This is a genomic window from Zunongwangia sp. HGR-M22, assembly GCF_027594425.1.
Taxonomy (GTDB): Bacteria; Bacteroidota; Bacteroidia; order Flavobacteriales; family Flavobacteriaceae; genus Zunongwangia.
This window is the reverse complement of sequence record NZ_CP115159.1, coordinates 1,350,292-1,369,368: the sequence shown is the minus strand read 5'-3', so window position 1 is coordinate 1,369,368 and position 19,077 is coordinate 1,350,292. Positions and strand designations below refer to the sequence as shown.

Genomic DNA, 19,077 nt, shown 5'->3' with positions numbered 1-19,077 from the left:
CCTACACTTTTGAAAATATTAGACAGGTACATACTCGTAAGCTATTTACAAACATTCTTTACCGTCTTTGTTATATTGATGTTCATTTTTGTACTTCAGGCTATCTGGCTGTACATAGGTGAGCTAGCTGGTAAAGATTTAGATGTTGCTATAATCCTGAAGTTTTTATTGTTTACAACACCTAAATTAGTTCCTATGGTGTTACCGCTTACCATATTGCTTACTTCGATTATGGTATTTGGTAATTTTGCTGAAAATTATGAGTTTGCCGCCATGAAATCTTCCGGGATTTCTTTGCAAAGAGCAATGCGCAGTCTTACGCTATTCATTCTTTTAGTAAGTGTAACAGGATTTGTATTTGCCAATAATGTTATTCCTGCGGCTGAATTCAAAATACTTAATTTGCGTAAGAATATTGCTAAGATGAAACCTGCTATGGCAATATCTGCAGGTGTTTTTAATGATGTTGGTAATATTAATATAAAAGTAGATAAAAAGACAGGTGATAACGATCAATACTTGCATAATGTTATTATCCATATGGGTACTGAACGTGGTGGTGATTATACGGTCATAAAATCTAAAGAAGGGGAATTAGTAAGTAGTGAAAAATCTAATGTTTTATCTCTAATACTTACCGATGGGAATTATTATAGAGAAGTAGAACCTAGTGATTATTCTAAAAGAGATCACAAACCTTTTGCTAAAAGCCATTTTAGTGAGTATACAATGAACATCGATCTTTCTTCCTTAAATCAGGTAGATATGGAAGACGAAAGTTATACCTCCCAAAGTATGCTTAGAATTGGGGAACTCACAAAAAGTATCGATAGTTTCTCTACTGCTTTAAATGAGCGTAAGGAAGCATTTGCAGCCTCCATGTACGGGAGAACAGGAGTTGAAACATTGGATAGAAATTTTAATCCTGTAGATTCTGTTACCCCTAAGGAAATTAAGAATTCCATTTTAGACGAATATGATACACAGCAATCTCTAAGAATGATTGATGATGCTATTAGAACTACGAATGCTGCAGTTTCTCACCTATCGATTAAAAAACAAGAATTTAAACAAAGTGTTAGACGTCTAAATAAATATGAAATCGCCTTGCATGAAAAATATGTACTAGCAGTTGCGTGTATCGTTTTATTTTTTGTGGGAGCTCCGTTAGGCGCTATTATTAGGAAAGGAGGAATGGGTTTACCTATGGTCATCGCCATAATCATTTTTCTTACCTATCACTTTATAGGTATTTTTGCCAAAAACAGTGCAGAAGATGGTAGTGTAAGCCCCTTTATAGCGACATGGCTAAGTACATTAATTATGCTGCCATTGGGAATCTATTTCACCTATCGAGCAACTACCGATCAAGGGCTGTTTTCATTTGATTCTATTACCAGACCAATTTCGAAGTTCCTGAAAAAGATGGCACTGATAAAGCATAAAGATAAATAGATTAAATACCTTTGTTAACCTAAAAAAATTGCAAGATGTCAGTAAATAATGAAGGTCATAAGTCTTTCAAATTAAATACTATAAAAGAGGCCATTGAGGATATAAAAGCTGGAAAAATAATAATCGTTGTAGATGATGAAGATCGTGAAAATGAAGGCGATTTTATAGCTGCAGCAGAGAAAGTTACTCCAGAGATGATTAACTTTATGGCCACTCACGGGCGCGGATTAATTTGTGCTCCAATTACCGAAGATCGTTCTAAGGAACTTGGATTAAATTTAATGGTGAATGAAAATACTGTACTTCATAACACACAATTTACCGTTTCTATAGATTTGATAGGGCATGGTTGTACCACAGGAATTTCTGTACATGATCGTGCTAAAACCATTAAAGCATTAACTGAAAGTGATACTAAGCCGGAAGATTTAGGACGACCAGGACATATTTTCCCTTTACGTTCTAAAAATGGCGGAGTTTTAAGAAGAACAGGACATACAGAAGCCTCTATAGATTTAGCTAGACTCGCAGGACTTCAGTCAGCAGGTATTTTAGTTGAAATTCTAAATGATGATGGTACTATGGCTAGACTTCCTCAATTAATGGAAGTAGCTAAAAAATTTGATCTGAAAATTATTTCTATTGAAGATCTTGTTGCTTATCGTATGCAGCATGATTCCTTAATTATAAAAGAAGAGGATTTTCAAATTCAAACCAGATTTGGAGAATTTAGACTTCGCGCTTTCAAACAAACTACCAATAATCAAGTTCACATTGCTTTAACCAAAGGATCGTGGTCTAAGGATGAGGAAATTCTTGTTCGAATGAATTCTACATTGGTAAATAATGATATTCTAGGCACTTTAACTAACGATGCCGATAAGAAGTTAGACAACATGTTTAGAGCTTTAGAAAAAGAAGGTAAAGGAGCTATTGTTTTTATAAATCCTGCTACAAAACCGCTAAGTTTACTTAATAGACTAGCTGAGTTGAAAGAAAGCCAAAAAGAAGGCGAGATGAAAGCTCCAAGCACTTCTATGGATCATAAAGATTTTGGTATAGGCGCTCAAATTTTACATGATTTGGGGATACATAAGATAAAACTTCTTTCTAATTCCAAACAAACGAAACGTGTAGGTATGATTGGTTATGGTTTAGAAATAGTAGATTATGTAAATTACTAAAACATATCATTTCTTACTCGATAATCGAGATTACAAGCTCCAAAGATTGATTAAGAAGATAAAATATTTTCTACTAAATAGCTTTTGAGCTTTTTGCAGCTATAATTTTCTCAAATTTTAATTGGTATTTATAAATTACAAGGATTTATGATGATATCTTCTTCTGTCCGTATTACTTTTTCATGACAAGGGAGATATCATTTTCATTTGTAAATAACACTTAGACATTATTAAGTTCATGTAACTTTATAATTCTTAAAGTTTCCCAAGTAAAAAAACCTAAGTTGTAACGCGTAAATTTTGAACATTTCCAACTAGATTAGCAATTTTTCTAGCAATACATTACACCTTTTTTCTTTATAACTTTTTTAAGATCAAGATTTATAATCTTTAAAAATATGGCTTAATTTCTTCTATTTTGAACAATGCATATTGCAATTGTTACGTTAATAAATAGAAATAGGTTATTCATCTAATAATATTAGTTATATTCGATTTTTATATAAAAAAGGGAAGAATGCATGCGGCTTATTAAGAAATCTATTCTATATACGGTAATTATTATCGTTCTAGGTATTTTGATAACTCTGGGTTTAGAAGCTTATATAAAACAAGATACATCTAGTCGCATTTATACTGAAATTAGGAACGTCCCTAATACTAAAACTGCTATTGTATTAGGTGCTAGCGTTTATTCTAGTGGCAAACTCTCTCCTATTCTTAAAGACAGAGTAGATAGTACAATCGATCTTTTTAAAAACCAAAAAGTAAACCAAATATTAATAAGTGGAGATCACGGTAGCGATGACTACAACGAGGTAGATGCTATCGCAAACTACTTAATTAATCATGGTATCCCTAAAAATAATCTAATTTTGGATCATGCAGGTTTTAATACTTACGATAGTATGTATAGGGCTTCTAAAGTATTTCAAATAGAAGATGCCATCGTCGTAACTCAGGATTTTCACTTGCCGCGAGCCATGTTTATAGCAAAACATCTTGGCTTGGATTATTATGGATACCAGGCAAAAGAACGCGCTTTTAGAATAGAAACAAAAATTATGAAGCGCGAAAAACTGGCAAATTTTAAGGCCTTATTTGAAGTTGTTTTTAAAACAACCCCTAGCCTTTCCAAAAAGAAAGTTTAGTTAAGCTTTTTTTAAATAGCAGATTTCTATGTTTTTGGTTTTGTATTTTTCAGAAAACAACCAAAAAAAATTTTTATGTTATCAGCAATACTTCATATCTTATTAGATGCCGTAATCTTAATGATTGCTGCAAAGTTTCTAAATAAAGTTCATCTAAAAGGTTTTAAAACTGCACTTTTAGTGGCGTTATTAATTGGCGTCTTAAGCTTTTTCTTAAGCTGGTTATTAACGGCAGTTCTTAATATTGCAACTTTAGGAATCTTTTATTTCCTTGGACTTGGCTTTATAACCAGAATCGTCGCTTACGCTATCATTATTGAAATTGCAGATCAAGTAAGTAGTGATTTTAAAACCGAGGGTTTCTTACCTTCTCTTTGGTTGGCTGTGATATTGGCTTTATTTGGAAGTATTTTAGATGCTATGATTTTCTAACATTCTTTGTTTCGATACTTAATTTTTAAATTTTCATCCTAACATCGTGAATCCTCCTATTGCTAAGCTATTAGAATATTAGTTACAAATGGATTATTTGGTTAGCTCTTGCGGCTATAAGCTTTTTAGCATAAACTAAAGATGTTGCAAGCGAGCATTATAAAAAGAAAAAGCCGGATGCTATAAAAAGCATCCGACTTTAACACAAACTAACTAGAATAAACTTTTTATATGCTTTTAGAATTTATAAGTAAAATTAGCTGCTAGATTTCTTCCGATTTGTGGATTTATCGTAGACCAACCATTATAATATTCTTCGTCGTTTAAGTTATTCAGCTTTAAAGTAATTCCAAATTTATCGGTCTGGTAAAATAAAGAAGCGTTTAAAACAGTATAATCATCTAAAGTAAAAGCACCGGTAATATTTCGGTTCAAAATCATATTTTCACTACCGTAATTTCCGCCAAAACCAGCTCCAAATCCATTTAAAATATTCCCAGAGAACTTATAGGTTGCCCAAAGGTTAGCAAGATTTTGAGGACCTGCACTTTCTGGACGAAGTCCAACATAATTTGCATCACCCTCAGTAAGTTCACTTTCGTTATAGCTGTAATTTGCATTAATATTTAATCCTTTTACAGGAGATGCGGTAATGCTGGCTTCAAATCCGCGGCTGTATAATTCACCACCCTGAGTATATACCTGTGGTGCAATGGTCATTACCGTATTGGTTACCTTAATATCGTAATAAGATAAGGTAGCTGCTAATTTATTATTAAGTAGATTAAGTTTAACCCCTCCTTCCAGCTGGGCTGCATGTTCTGGATCAAATTCATAGTTTACAGAATTTCCATCCGAATCTTCACCTATTTGTGGTGATACATTACTAAACCCATCCTGATAGTTTGCAAAAAGAGAAACTTTATCTAAAATGGGCTGATACACTACACCAAATTTTGGTGACCATGCCGTCTGGCTATTGCTTTCGCTTTCAAAACGGTCTACACGTAAACTGGCCATGATCGATAATGCTTCGATGGGATTAAAAATATCTGAAACATAAGCACTATAAATTTCCTGTCTAGAAATTGATGGAGTGATATCAGAATCTGCAAAAAGTGCATCTACACCAGGCTCAGATAAATTTCCGTTATCGTAATTGCTTAGGTAAGCATTTGGATCTGTAATCCCATAAACACTGGCATTTACATTATCTACACTGGCATCACCAATATAGATTAAACCATTACGAAGATAACCCGTTCCATTATTTCTAACCTCTTGATTGTAATAATCCAATCCGGCGACAATACGATTTCTCATTTCACCAATCTCAAAATCTCCAATAAAATTTTGCTGAATATCGCTTGTTAGCGTTGTAGAGTTCTGGTGATTCATTTGTCGTCCAAAAACCACTCCGTCTTCTAACACAATTCCGTTAGCCGGGTTATCTCCTTTAAAAGCTGAAGTACCTTCATACAAATAAGAATAATACCCTTTTGCTTTTGCTGAACTTTGAGAGAAGGCCGTTTGCGAAGTCCAACTATCAGATAATTTATAATTCATCTGCGCTTGTATGCTGTACATTGGGTTTTCGATTCCTAAATCATCAGAAGTGTATGATTTCTTATTATCATAGCCTAATTCATCCAGGTTATTTACCGCTAATTCGTTTCCTCGATCTAAGAAAAGCATAGTTTGATTTGTACTTTCTACCTGATAAATTTCAGTATTAATCAAAAATGAAAGACGATCGTTTACTTGATACGATAAAGATGGTGCAAAGAAAAAAGATTTTCTAAATCCTGCATCCTGAAAACTTTCTTGAGTGTGATAAGCTGAATTTACTCTTAAATTCACACCTTCACTTAAAGGTAAATTAACATCTGCCGTTAATCGATTTAAACCATAGCTTCCTGAAGTATAAGAAATATTACCTCCAAAATGATTATATGGCTTCTTGGTAACCACATTAATTAGACCACCGTAAGAAATTACAGAGCTACCATACAAAGTTCCAGATGGTCCCTTTATAATTTCTAAAGCTTCGATATTCTGTGGATCTGGGCTACCATTTGTTAAAGCTGGTAAGCCATTCGTTAAACTTGGTTGCACAGCAAAACCTCTTAAAGAATAATAACCTGCACCATCAGAACCTCTACCAGTAGATTCCCATAATTTGGTAATTCCTGCCGCATTTTTAAGTGCATCATCAAAGTTTGTTACTACCTGACTTTGCAATAACTCTGCAGAAATAGAATTATAAACCTGTGGATTTTCCATTCTGGAAAGTGGTAATTTCGATACATACACACTAGAGCTTTTAGTAAACTCATTTACTTTATTATCGGCATTAAGAAGTACTTCTCCCAATTGTTCTTCGCTACCTACTAATACAACTGGTGCAGCTTCAGTAATAACTCCGCCTTCTACATTAATATTTATTTCTGAAGATTTGTAACCTACATAAGAAAATTTAATGGTATACGTTCCGGGGGCTACGTTACGCAATTCATAAAAACCATTGTTATTGGTTTCAGTTCCTCTAGAAGTACCCACCAAAGAGACATTCACATTAAAGATAGGTTCACTAGCACTATTAATCACCTGACCCTTAAGCGTTCCCGAATTCTGGGCAAATCCGAGCGAACAAATAAATAAAGACAAAAATAATAAAAGATGTTTCTGTGACATTTGTTACAAATATGTTTATTTAGACTTTTTTTAAATAACCCCGCAAATGTATAAATGCTTATCCACTTGAAAAAAATTATTAAGAATTATTTTAAATAAAAATCACTTCTATTTTTTGCAAAATCGCTTCTTAAAGAAACAATAAATTCATACTCCCCTGCTCCAATTCTGCATATAAACAGCTATATTTAAGTTTTTAAAATATGGATATGATCAAACTAATTATAACAGATATGGATGGTACATTGCTTAATGATGAGCATAAAATCCATCCAGAATTTTGGGAAGTAGAGAAAAAACTGAGAGATAAAGGCATTATGTTTTCTGTAGCCAGCGGTCGCCAATACTATAATCTAGCGTCCAAATTTGAGCAATTAAAAGGGCATATGATGTTTTTTGCTGAAAACGGAAGTTATGTAGTGCATAAGGATAAAGAATTATACACCGATACCATGGATCGTGAGCAGGCTAATGAATTTATTAAGCTTGGTCGCGAAGCCGAGAATTGTAATTTGGTCTTATGTGGCGTAAATTCTGCTTACGCGGAAAGCGAAGATGATGAATTTATCAATGAAGTAAGTAAATACTATAAACGATTGGAAATAGTTGAAGATCTTACCAAAGTCGATGATAAAGTTTTGAAAGTTACGCTCTGTAATTTTGAGGGTGTAGAGGAGAACACATATCCAAAATTCGAAAAATTTAAGGATAATTATAAGGTAGCCATTGCTTCGAGAATTTTTATAGACATCATGTCGAATACCGCCAATAAAGGGAATGCAATAAAAGGCGTACAAAAAGAATTAAATATCTCTCCTGAAGAAACAATGGTTTTTGGTGATTATTTAAACGATCTAGAAATGATGCAAAATGCTAAATATAGCTATGCCATGAAGAATGCACATCCAGAAATTATTAAAGTAAGTAATTATATTACTAAATACGATAATAATGAAAATGGCGTGGTAGAAACTATACGTGAAATGGGTCTTTTAGATTAAAGTAGCAATCAAAAAATCCCGTTATTACGGGATTTTTAGTTAATTATAATATTGGTTTTATCTACCCCGGTATTTCCTGTTTTAGCGTCAAAAGCGTAAACAGTAATTGAATAATTTCCTTTTTGTAAATCGATATTACCAGAAAATGTACTTGATTTTTCAGTCTGCTTTAATTCAATTTCCTTAAAAAATCCTTCAGACTCTACTACAGCATTTATTTCGAAGTCATTTGCATCCCAAAGCCCGCCTTCTTCAACAGGACAACCGCACATCATTACAATATTCGCCTTAATTTCCGTAGAAATTTCGCCAGGAATACGCTCGTGGGTTTGCGGACTCAAAATATCAATCACAAATCCCGGAATTTCAAGAATAACGCCGTCTCCCATAATATCTTTCCCCGGCATCACCCAAAGTTGAGTAGTAGATTTTATCGCTGCCTGTTTTTTATTGATCGGTGCGTAAGCTTCAATTTCGACAAAAGTAGGCTCTGAAATATCTAATTTAGCTAAAAATCCAGCGGTATTATTATCTGAAATTTTCTGATAACGCAACCTTGGTTGCTTCATTATCTTTTCTGAATTGCCCGTGCTTCCGGAGGTAACACCTTCAGATAAAATCTTTTTCGTTAGCACCTCTCGTATTATAACTTTAGCGCCGCCAATAGATGTTCCTATAAATTTGGCATCCTTTGCTTTGGCACGTACCATGATATTGGTTTGCGCAAAATTATTAATTGAAATGAAAAGAATTATAAGAGTTATCAGCCGAAGATGTTTCATCGTGGTTATATTTAATGGAAATATAAAAAACTTTAATTTACTACGTCAGCGGTTTTTCTAATTCCTCTATTGTAACAAAGTTTTTAGCATCTTTTTTGTAAGATTTCACGTATTCCCCTAAAATTTTAATTTCATCTTCGGTAAAATCATTACTTTCTACGCTATCGGCTAGCTGTAACCATGGTTTCTTTGCTTTATAATCGTAGGCACTAAAAACGATAAATGGTGTGCCATTAGCTTTAATGCGGTTACCCTCTAGTGTCCACATATTTGCCCAATCATAGATAAAATTAGCATCGTCCATATATAACCTTACACAGGCATGACTGGCAGGATAGCCAGGCAAAGAGTATTGGTGAGTACCTACACCCTCAAAGTTCATAAAATTGAAATAATAAGGTAAAATCCAATCCTTGTTCACAGAGCTCACTTTACGTTTAGCTTTATAATTACCATAGTGTAAACCGTTTGGTGTTGGTGTCGACTTTTTACCACTACTTACCGGGCCCCATTTAATCAAATTTCCGCTTTCGTAAAGGCCAAAAGCCTGAATTCTTTGAGAGATTAAAACAAGTTTGGGTATAGTATCTACCATCCCTAATTTTTTTGGGAACGGGCTGTAATCCATGATATCGTTACTTACAGAATCTGGAATAACAATTTCTTTCCCAGTCCAGAGTTTTCGTTTATCAATTCGATTTATAGCATAAATTGTTTTGCGCTGCTCTTCTGTATATCGAGTATTGAAACTATCTAAAGCGGTTTTTGATTTTAGCGAATCTATCGTATAAACTACATCCAGTCGCTCTAATGGTGGTTCTATCTTTAAAGTATCTAAAACTTTCTCTGGAACTTCAACAATTTTGGTAGATTTCTCCTCCTTATTACAAGCTATCAGACAGCTCAAAATACAAAATAAAATAAGCGAATTTTTAGTAAATTTCGTCATCATATAAAACAAATCCTCACAATAAGGGATTATTATTGTGATTCACAAATGTAGAGGATTACATCTCTCAAAATTACTAAGATCGAGTTAATTATTTGTTGAATTCTTATTAAGAGATTTAATCAAAAAACAAATTGTTAGCATTTCATTTTTCCAGAGGAAGGAATTAATGTAGCGATAATAATAATTTAAAACACAAATATTATCAATTCATTTAATTTGAAGGCTATAAATTCTTTAATCTGTAATTATACTTCGTTTAACAAAATAATCAAATTTTCAGTTTTACATTTATAGCTAGATCTCTTAAAAATTCAATTATTATAATCCGAAAGATGGAGAAAATTAACCTATAATGATCCTATTCAACTTTGAAAGATAGCGAACTTTTCTCCGTTTACCTGAACACTAAATTGAGTGCTTCAACCAAAAAATCTGAATCAAATCCTCAAACAATTCTTCTATGAACTTTTGGTCTTTAAATAAAGCTAAAGATAAAACGGGTAAGATAGCCATTGTTACTGGTGCCAATGTAGGCATAGGTTACGAAACCACTAAAGGTTTGGCTAGTTTAGGCATCGAAGTTATTATGGCATGCCGTGATCTTAAAAAAGCAGAAAACGCAAAGCAGAAAATAATAAAGCTAAATCCTAAGGCTAAATTGAAGTTAATGGAAATTAATCTAGCAAGTCTGGATTCTGTACGATCTTTTGCTGACCAGTTTAAATCCCAGTACGATAAGTTAGACATCCTGGTAAACAATGCGGGTATAATGATGACTTCTTTCCAAAAAACCGATGATGATCTGGAATTGCAAATGGCAACCAATTATTTTGGACATTTTTTACTTACCGGTTTATTAATTCCCGTTTTAGAAAATTCGTTTAGATCTCGTGTAGTGAGTCTTAGTAGTCTCGCTCATAAATGGGGAGACATTCGTTTTGACAATCTTAATGCAGAAAAAGGTTATGACAGGCGCCAATTCTATGCGCAAAGTAAACTAGCCTGCTTAATTTTTGCTTATCATTTAGATAAAAAATTGGTTAAAAAAGGATATGATATTCATTCTTATGCCGCACATCCGGGGGTTTCTAACACCAACCTTATGCAAAATTTACCTAAATGGCTTAAATTTTTATCTCCAATTTTAATGCCTGTATTGTCTCAGTCTGCAGAAAAAGGAGCTTTACCTGTTTTAAGGGCTTGTTTAGATGAAACTTTAAATGGTGGAGAATATATTGGTCCTTCAGGAAGAAAACAATATAAAGGCCACCCTGTAATTGTAGATTCAGATTATAATTCAAAAGAAAAAGATAAGGCGAAAAAACTTTGGAAGGTTTCTGAAGAAATTGTGAACTTTAAATATTTCCAGAAATCGCAGGATAAAGCTCAGGCCTCATAATCTTATTAAATTCATAATAATATGAAAAACTAAAAAGCAGCATCAAAATGATGCTGCTTTTTATTCACATATAATAAAAAGAAAATCCTAGTAAAGAACTCTAAATCTAATTGTTCCCTCTATTCCTTTTAATTCTTTGATCACATCGTTATCATATTCTTTATCAATATCTGTGATCACATAACCTATAGTTTCGTTAGTTTTTAGATGTTGGCCAACCACATTAATATCGTTAGCTGCCAAAATTCTGTTCATATGCGCTATAATTCCCGGCTTATTATGATGAATATGAATTAGCCTATGTGCATTTTCCAATCTTGGCAACTGTAAATTAGGGAAATTTACACTATTGGTTGTTCCTCCTGTGTTTATATATTCTATAATTTTACCAGGAACGAAGTTTCCAATATTTTCTTGAGCTTCCTCTGTACTTCCACCGATATGTGGTGTAAGAATTACGTTTGGTAAACCTTTTAGTTTAGAAACAAATTCTTCGTTATTGGTTTTTGGTTCTTTTGGAAATACATCTACTCCTGCTCCTTTTATTTTCCCGGAAGAAATATGCTTATGCAAGGCTTCTATATCGATAACCGATCCACGACTTAAATTAAGTAAATACGAACCGTCTTTCATTAAAGAAAGTTCACGATCTCCAATGATATTCTTATTTTCTTTTCTACCGTCTACATGAAAGGTAACAATATCTACGGTTTGTAATAGTTCGTCTAAAGAACTGCACTTGGTTGCATTTCCTAAAGCTAAACGCTCTACAAGGTCATAGTAGTAAACATCAAAACCTATACTCTCTGCCATTACAGAAAGTTGCGCTCCAATATTACCATAACCAACGATACCTAGTTTTTTTCCTCGAACTTCAAAACTACCAGTGGCAGATTTATTCCAAATTCCCTTATGCATTTCAGCAATACGATCAGACAGATTACGCATCAAGAAAATAATTTCTCCAATGGCTAGTTCTACAACAGATCGCGTATTGCTATATGGCGCATTAAAAACGGCTACACCTTTATCGAGACAAGCTTCCAAATCGATTTGATTGGTACCAATACAAAACGCACCAACTGCCATTAAACGATTGGCATTTTCTAATACTTTTTTAGTGAGTTGCGTTTTAGAACGTATTCCTAAAACATGAACATCTTTAATTTGCTCACTTAATTCTTCTTCGTCTAAAGCACCAGCAATTGTTTGTACATTATATCCTTCTTCCTTCATTATCGCCACGGCATCGGCATGTACATTCTCAAGTAATAATACTTTTATTCTATTCTTTGGATACGAAATCGCTTTATTCATTTTGTGTAGATATAAAAATTCGTCGAAACTTGGAGTGATGTGATCGGCATTTTCAGTTACCTTATCACGTTCTACATTTTCGGTAAAGGCGTAAAATTTATTAGCAAGGCCGGCAGCTTTAATTTCATAATCTGTATAACCGTCGCCTATCACGTAAACATCGCCTTTAAGATCTAATGATTTTAATTGTTTTACCTTCCCATTGTTACTGCTTAAGACATTATCGGTATTAAAACCTACAATTTTGCGGTTCTCATCGAATACAAAATCATTGGCAAAAACATGTTCGGCTTTAACCCCTAATTCAGCCACAATAGGAATAATAAATTCTTTAAATCCATTAGACATAATATAAATATTATCACTATTTTCTCTAAAGAACTCTTCGTTGCGTCTAAAGGATTTAGAAATTCGGGTTTTTAGATTTTCAATAAGCGGGTCAAGATGCTTTTCTTCGGCTTCCAAAATATCAAGTCGCTCTCTAAGCGAATCTCTAAAAGCCAATTTCCCTTCCATTCCACGGTCGGTTAAAGATTTAAGCTCGGCTAGCTTAGCTTCCTTATCTTTGGCGCCTGCCAGGGAAATCTCTCCCAAAACGTCCAAAGCTTCTACTTGCGTAAAAGTACTGTCGAAATCTATTACGTAATTTCTCTTAGTTTCCATTAGTTAATGTCGTTACTCTTTAATAATGAGTTTCCCAAAACTACTATTTTTAGTAGAGTTTACAGCTTTTTAATTCGTAAAAATCTAGTTAAATCCCAAGCAATCAAAGATTTTAAAAAGTCTTTATTTTTTAATCTGTTCAAAGATTTTTTGTAGATAAAAATCAAGGTTTTCAGGATTTTATTCAAAATACAATAATTTAAAAGAACAATTTATTTTTAGCAAAGCTTAGCTAAATGGTATTAGTCATTTTCAAATTGGATTTTTATTTAAATACCTTTGCTATTGTAAGCCTAACTTTTCTTTTTTAAACCTAAATTTCAGCATGAAAATTCTTCATACGGCCGATTGGCATATTGGTAAAAAACTGCATAAACATGATCTTTTTGCAGATTTTGATTTGTTTATCGACTGGCTTTGCCAACTCATTTCCGAAGAAAATATAGAAGTTTTATTAATTTCCGGCGACATTTTCGATCTTGCCAATCCTTCGTCTGATGCTCGTAAACAGTATTACCAGTCATTAATAAAATTGCAAAAATTAAACTGTAAGATTATTGCTACGGGTGGCAATCACGACTCGCCGGCCATGCTAGATGCGCCAAAAGAAATTTTAAGCGAATTGGATATTACTATAATTGGTGGATTACCAGAAAATTTGGAAGACACTATTATCCCTATTTTTAATGCTGAAAATAAAGCTGAATTAATAATTGCAGCAATTCCTTTTTTACGCGACGCAGATTTGAGAACAGCCAATGAAGGTATAACGTATGAAGACCGAATTGAAGCGATTCGAAACGGAATTCAGCATACTTTTGAAAAAGCAGCTGAAATTTGCCAAAATAAGTTTGCAGACGTGCCTTCGATTGCCATGGGCCATCTATTTGCGGCCGGCATCGAAACTTCAGAAAGTGAGCGCGATATTCAGATAGGAAATCAGGCGGCTTTTAATGCATCTCAATTTGGCGATTTTTTCAAATACGTGGCTTTAGGCCATATCCATAAACCGCAACGCGTTTCAGCAGAAATCCCAGTTTTCTATAGCGGCTCCCCTATTCCACTTTCGTTTAGCGAACGAAAAGATGATAAGAGAATCTTGATTTTGGATACTGAAATTTCTTGGGAACCTAAAAGTGTGACCGTTCCAAATTTTAGAAAATTACTAAAAATTAGTGGCGATATTAACGAAATTGAATTGAAATTGAATACGTTGGAAGAACACGAACATCTGGATTATTTGATTGAAGTCGATTTGGTTGAAGAACAATATGACGCCCAAAAGATCTACGCTCTCGATGTCTTGGTAAACGGATTAAAAAAACCGGGATACGAAATTGTAAAGCAGCGTGCACAATTTAAAAATAAGTTAAAAGGAACAGCCGAGCTTTATGCGGAATCCCAGCAGCTAGAAGATCTAAAACCTACCGATGTTTTTGCTGAATTAATGGGCGCACACGAATATGAAGAGGAAACTGAAAAAGAAATTTGGAGCGCTTTCAACGAAATATTAGAAGAAATTCACCAATCTGAAAATCCTGCCGACTAAGCATGAAAATCTTAAAAATAGAATTCGAAAATATCAATTCTTTACGCGGGCCGCAAAAGATAGATTTTACTGACAAACCTTTTTCTGCCAGTTCACTTTTTGCCATCACCGGGCCAACAGGGAGCGGAAAGAGCACGATTTTAGATGTAATTTGCCTAGCCCTTTTTAACCACGTGCCACGTCTTGGTAAGATCACTAAAAATGAAATTATTGCCAAAGGTGCGATTCTTACCCGCAATCAAAAACATGCTTCCGCTCAGGTCACTTATAGTTGCAAGTCAGGTATTTTCACTTCAAAATGGTCAATTTCAACCAATCGTAATGATAATCTAAGAGATTACGAAATGGAGATCGCCGATTTGGCGACCAATAAATTAATCGACCTTAAAAAGTCTGATGTTCCTGCGAAAAACGAAGCTTTGATCGGTTTAAATTATAATCAGTTTATCAAGGCGGTTTTGCTGGCCCAGGGAGAATTTGCACAGTTTTTAAAAGTAAACAAAGCCGAGCGTGGTGAGTTATTGGAAAAAATAACGGGAACCGGAATTTACCGTGAACTGGGAAAAAAAGCATACGAAAAAAATAAAGACGCTGGTAAAGCCATTTTACAGCAACAGCAGGAAATCGAAATTATTCAAAAATCATTGCTGAATGACGAAGATTATGCTGAAATTTCTGAGACTTATAAAACTCAGCAAGCCGCTTGTGAACCACTGGAAAAAGAGATTCAGCGTTTATCGAAATTCGTTGAGCTGAAGCAGGAAATTAAAAATCAACAGGAAAATATCTCCAAGATTGCTTCGGAAAAAAAGCAGGCTGAAGAAAGTCTGAAGCAATTCAACGAGAATAACGGTAAATCACTCAGCGCACACGAAAATTTACAAGAACACGCCGGCGATTTGCGAAACTGGAAACAAGGCAAAGAAAACGAAGCTTCGACCGCAAAAGAAATCACTGAAATAGAAGCCAAGATTGGAAAAAATAAGCAAGCATTTTCAGGATTACTTTCTGAAGTTTCGCAGTTGGTAAACACTGAAGTTTCAGCAAATGATTTTGAAATGAAGCTGAATGAATTTACAGAGAAAATTCAGCATTTTGAAGAAGAACGCAAGGAAAAAGGCCGCGAATACAAGAAACTGATGGATGAATTTAAGCTGAAAACTGCCGATCTACCCATCAATTTCAGTAAAAATCCAGAGGAAAATAGTAAACAATTACAAGCGATTGGCAATTCAGCGGCGAATCGCATTAAAAATTATGAGATTGAATTATCGAATTTCGATCTTAGCGATACTGAAGCTTTAAAATTTCAGCTAAAAGAACAAACTGAAAAAACACGGGCGGCACAAAGAGCGAACGCAAAAATCGATGAAAGCGACAGAGAATTAAAACGAATTGCTTCAGAAAAAACAACTATAGAAAAGCAAAGCGAAGCGCTTCCGCAGCAAATAAAAGATTTGAGTACAAAAGTTCAGTTTCAACAAAAAGATCTTGAAAATTTACAATTACAGCAAAAAAATCAGTTGCTCGAAGCGAGATTAGAAGATTTACGCCATACATTAATTGATAATGAACCTTGCCCGCTTTGTGGCGCCAAGCACCATCCTTTTGCAGATCAAGCTCCTGAAAAAGACAGCGCATTAGAAGAAAAAATTGCATTGCTTCAGCAGGAATTGCAGCTAAATTTATCAAATCTGGCTAAACTTCAGGCGAATTTCGAAAGTTTTGATGAGCGACTGAAGTCGCTTCAAAAAGAAGAAAATCTATGGAAAAGCGCTTCCGAAGAAAAAAGGAAAGCCTTTAAAACCAACTTTAAAAATTTTGATTTTGCTAACGAAGATGTTTGGGAACAAAATATTGCAAAGCTAAATGAGCAATTTGAACTGATTGAAAAGTGGGAAAAAGAACAAAAACAATTTGAGATTGCTCAAAATGCCATTCCAGATCAGCAAAAAGCGCAGGAACTGCTAAGTGATGCTTTTAAAATTAAAGCTGAACAAGAGAAGTTGTTTAAAGGGGACGATATTTTGGATAAAAATCGACTGTATCATCGCCAGTTTACAACGCTAAAACAAGAGAAAAAGTCTTTTGAGGAACAGTTGAAAATTTTAAAAAGCCGACATCAAAAATTAGCTTCAGAATTATCGATTTTAGAGCGTGAACTTTCGTCAGTTTTAAAAGAAAAAGGCTACGAAAATTTACAGCAGGCACTAAAGAATTTAATGCCAGAAAAAGAATACTTACAGCTTAGGGAACAGCGCGAAAAAATTCAGCAAAAATTATCAGAATTAAATACTTCCTATAATTTACTAAAGCAGCAATTACAGGAGAAGCAAAAGCTAGATATCCACGAAACCTCAGCTGAACTACAGGAGCAATTGGCCGAAAAACGCCAAAAGTTAAAAGACATTAGCGAAGTTTGTAAAGGACTTTATAGACAGTTAGAAAACCAAAAAGATAACCTGCAAAAACTGGGTGAAATTAGAGAAGGAATTGCCGAAAAAGAGCAAAAAATAAAGCGCTGGCGATTGCTAAATGAATTAATTGGTGATGCGACCGGAAGAAAATTTAATGAATTTGCTCAGGATTTAACGCTCACGCAACTTATTGCTTTGGCCAACAAGCGACTTGCCGATCTTAGCGATCGTTACATTATAGATAAACCTTTAGATGAAGAAGATGATGGTTTGGTGGCCATTGATGAACACATGGGCGGGCAACGACGATCGGTAAAAACGCTCTCTGGCGGTGAAACATTTATTTTGAGTTTATCGATGGCATTGGCGCTATCTGATCTTGCATCCAAAAACGTAGAGATTAATAGTTTGTTTATCGACGAAGGTTTTGGAACGCTAGATCCTGAAACTTTAGACCAGACACTAGACACTTTAGAAAAATTACAGGCCGAATCGTCTAAAACCATTGGAATTATTAGTCATGTAGATTCGTTGAAAGAGCGCATTGCAACGCAGGTAATGCTTACCAGAAATGGGCAAGGCTATAGTTCTATCACAATTAAGGATTAATATTTATAATTTCGTATTCGTAAAAGGTTTTAGTTACTGATTTAACATTTAAAATGTTATAAATTAGATATTTATCAATATATTTAGACATACTTAACAAGTATTTAATTAAAACCATACAGTAATGGAAGCAAAAATTAATACTCTACAAGGTTTTTGTTTTTCTGTTTGGTTACTGACTTTCCTAATGGTAAGTCCGGTTACGGCGAAAAGCCTACCTACAGAAAATAGCGATCCTTATCAATCTTTTAAAGGACAAGTAATAAATGCCTTTACAGAAGATCCAATTCAGTCTGCGCACATCAATGTAAAAGGCACCACGATTTCTACAATTTCAAATTCGGATGGCGAGTTTTCGTTGAAGCTGCCAGAAGATATGACAGATGCTCTAATTAGCATTTCTGCACTTGGCTATCAAACTAAAGAGCTTCAGTTAGATTATTTTAAGCGTGCAAATGTGATTATAGCCATGCAGGAAAGCGTGCAGGAATTAGACGAAGTTAGTGTTTACACTAAGGGAGATGCAACGGAATTGGTTAGAAATATGATGTATAATCGTGATGAAAATTATGTAAGTGACAAAGCTTTAATGACTGCATTTTATAGAGAAACTATAAAAAAAGGAAACCGAAATATTTCTTTATCTGAAGCAGTTACAGAATTGCATAAACAACCATATCTTTCTAGCAAGGATGATGATATTTCTATTTTAAAAGCAAGAAAAAGCACCGATTATAAGCGTCTGGATACGGTTGCTTTAAAATTACGTGGCGGGCCTTTTAATGCACTCTATATTGATGTGATGAAGTATCCTCAATTTCTTTTTGATATTGATAAATTAGATAAGTACAGTTTTACCTACGATAAACCTACTAAGATTGGTGAGCGAAGATTGCATGTAGTAAATTTTAAACAAAATGAAAGGGACAGACCATGGTATTTTGGCAAACTATTTATCGATAGTGAAAGTTTCACTTTGGTAAAAGCGGTTTATAGTTTAAATACCGATAATCGCAGGGTAGCAAGTAGAATGTTTACCAGCAAAAAACCGAACGGTGTAAGAGTACATCCAGATAACATCCAATATCAAGTAGACTATCGTGAAAAAGATGGTAAATGGTTTTATAGTTACGGAAAAGCAGATCTGGAATTTGTAGTTAACTGGAAACATAAAATCTTTAATTCTCGCTACAAAGTACATAGTGAGATGGCCATAACAGAATGGGAAAAATCGAATATCATTATTTCACAAAACAAAGATTTTATAAAACCTGCTATTGTTATGGTAGATGATATTGATGGATTTGCTGATGTAAATTTTTGGGGCAGTAACAATATTATAGAACCCGATAAAAGTATACAGAATGCTATAGAAAAAATTCAGAGAAAAATAATAGATTAAAAATATTGCTTCTTTTGGAAAATTCCTGAAGAACTAAAGATGGTTTAAGTTGTTTGGATTGAATAACGGG

The 19,077-nt window shown here is 34.1% G+C and carries 13 protein-coding genes; 9 read left to right on the top strand and 4 right to left on the bottom strand.

Going from position 1 to position 19,077, the window contains the following annotated elements; translation table 11 throughout:
• Positions 1-9: 9 nt before the first annotated feature.
• From PBT91_RS06055 to PBT91_RS06040, 4 genes are all read left to right on the top strand, one after another.
• Positions 10-1,455, top strand: coding sequence for an LptF/LptG family permease (locus PBT91_RS06055; protein WP_270060878.1), 1,446 nt, complete (start codon positions 10-12; stop codon positions 1,453-1,455).
• 35 nt (positions 1,456-1,490) lie between these two features.
• Complete coding sequence (ribB, locus tag PBT91_RS06050) at positions 1,491-2,639, top strand: 3,4-dihydroxy-2-butanone-4-phosphate synthase (RefSeq protein WP_270060877.1); 1,149 nt, start codon at positions 1,491-1,493, stop codon at positions 2,637-2,639.
• 521 nt (positions 2,640-3,160) lie between these two features.
• Positions 3,161-3,790, top strand: a complete 630-nt coding sequence (locus tag PBT91_RS06045) for a SanA/YdcF family protein (RefSeq protein ID WP_270060876.1) — start codon at positions 3,161-3,163, stop codon at positions 3,788-3,790.
• Positions 3,791-3,865: 75 nt separating this feature from the next.
• A complete protein-coding gene (locus PBT91_RS06040; RefSeq protein ID WP_270060875.1) occupies positions 3,866-4,222 on the top strand; it encodes a phage holin family protein in 357 nt (118 codons plus the stop codon).
• 237 nt (positions 4,223-4,459) lie between these two features.
• Here PBT91_RS06040 and PBT91_RS06035 read toward each other — a convergent pair whose 3' ends face one another.
• Complete coding sequence (locus PBT91_RS06035) at positions 4,460-6,916, bottom strand: TonB-dependent receptor (RefSeq protein WP_270060874.1); 2,457 nt, start codon at positions 6,914-6,916, stop codon at positions 4,460-4,462.
• 209 nt (positions 6,917-7,125) lie between these two features.
• Here PBT91_RS06035 and PBT91_RS06030 point away from each other — a divergent pair, with 209 nt between their 5' ends.
• Positions 7,126-7,917 (top strand): HAD family hydrolase, encoded by a 792-nt coding sequence (locus PBT91_RS06030; RefSeq protein WP_270060873.1) that lies wholly within the window; start codon positions 7,126-7,128, stop codon positions 7,915-7,917.
• A gap of 35 nt (positions 7,918-7,952) precedes the next feature.
• Here PBT91_RS06030 and PBT91_RS06025 read toward each other — a convergent pair whose 3' ends face one another.
• Both PBT91_RS06025 and PBT91_RS06020 read right to left on the bottom strand, forming a co-directional pair.
• On the bottom strand, positions 7,953-8,627 hold the full coding sequence (locus PBT91_RS06025; protein WP_270060872.1) for a hypothetical protein: 675 nt from the start codon (positions 8,625-8,627) through the stop codon (positions 7,953-7,955).
• A 112-nt stretch (positions 8,628-8,739) separates the two neighbouring features.
• Entirely contained in the window at positions 8,740-9,606 is an 867-nt protein-coding gene (locus tag PBT91_RS06020; protein ID WP_270060871.1) for a L,D-transpeptidase, read from the bottom strand.
• Between the two features lie 505 nt (positions 9,607-10,111).
• Here PBT91_RS06020 and PBT91_RS06015 point away from each other — a divergent pair.
• The gene (locus PBT91_RS06015) at positions 10,112-11,050 is read left to right on the top strand and encodes an oxidoreductase (RefSeq protein WP_270060870.1); all 939 of its coding nucleotides are present in this window, start codon (positions 10,112-10,114) and stop codon (positions 11,048-11,050) included.
• An 87-nt stretch (positions 11,051-11,137) separates the two neighbouring features.
• Here PBT91_RS06015 and serA read toward each other — a convergent pair whose 3' ends face one another.
• On the bottom strand, positions 11,138-13,030 hold the full coding sequence (gene serA / locus PBT91_RS06010; RefSeq protein ID WP_270060869.1) for a phosphoglycerate dehydrogenase: 1,893 nt from the start codon (positions 13,028-13,030) through the stop codon (positions 11,138-11,140).
• Between the two features lie 325 nt (positions 13,031-13,355).
• Between serA and sbcD the strand changes: the two genes are divergently transcribed.
• The 3 genes from sbcD (at position 13,356) to PBT91_RS05995 (ending at position 19,007) form a co-directional block, all read left to right on the top strand.
• Complete coding sequence (gene sbcD / locus PBT91_RS06005) at positions 13,356-14,579, top strand: exonuclease subunit SbcD (RefSeq protein WP_270060868.1); 1,224 nt, start codon at positions 13,356-13,358, stop codon at positions 14,577-14,579.
• Positions 14,580-14,581: 2 nt separating this feature from the next.
• Positions 14,582-17,605, top strand: a complete 3,024-nt coding sequence (locus tag PBT91_RS06000) for an AAA family ATPase (RefSeq protein ID WP_270060867.1) — start codon at positions 14,582-14,584, stop codon at positions 17,603-17,605.
• Positions 17,606-17,729: 124 nt separating this feature from the next.
• Positions 17,730-19,007: a carboxypeptidase-like regulatory domain-containing protein gene (locus PBT91_RS05995; protein ID WP_270060866.1), complete on the top strand. Its 1,278-nt coding sequence runs from the start codon at positions 17,730-17,732 to the stop codon at positions 19,005-19,007.
• Positions 19,008-19,077: the final 70 nt, after the last annotated feature.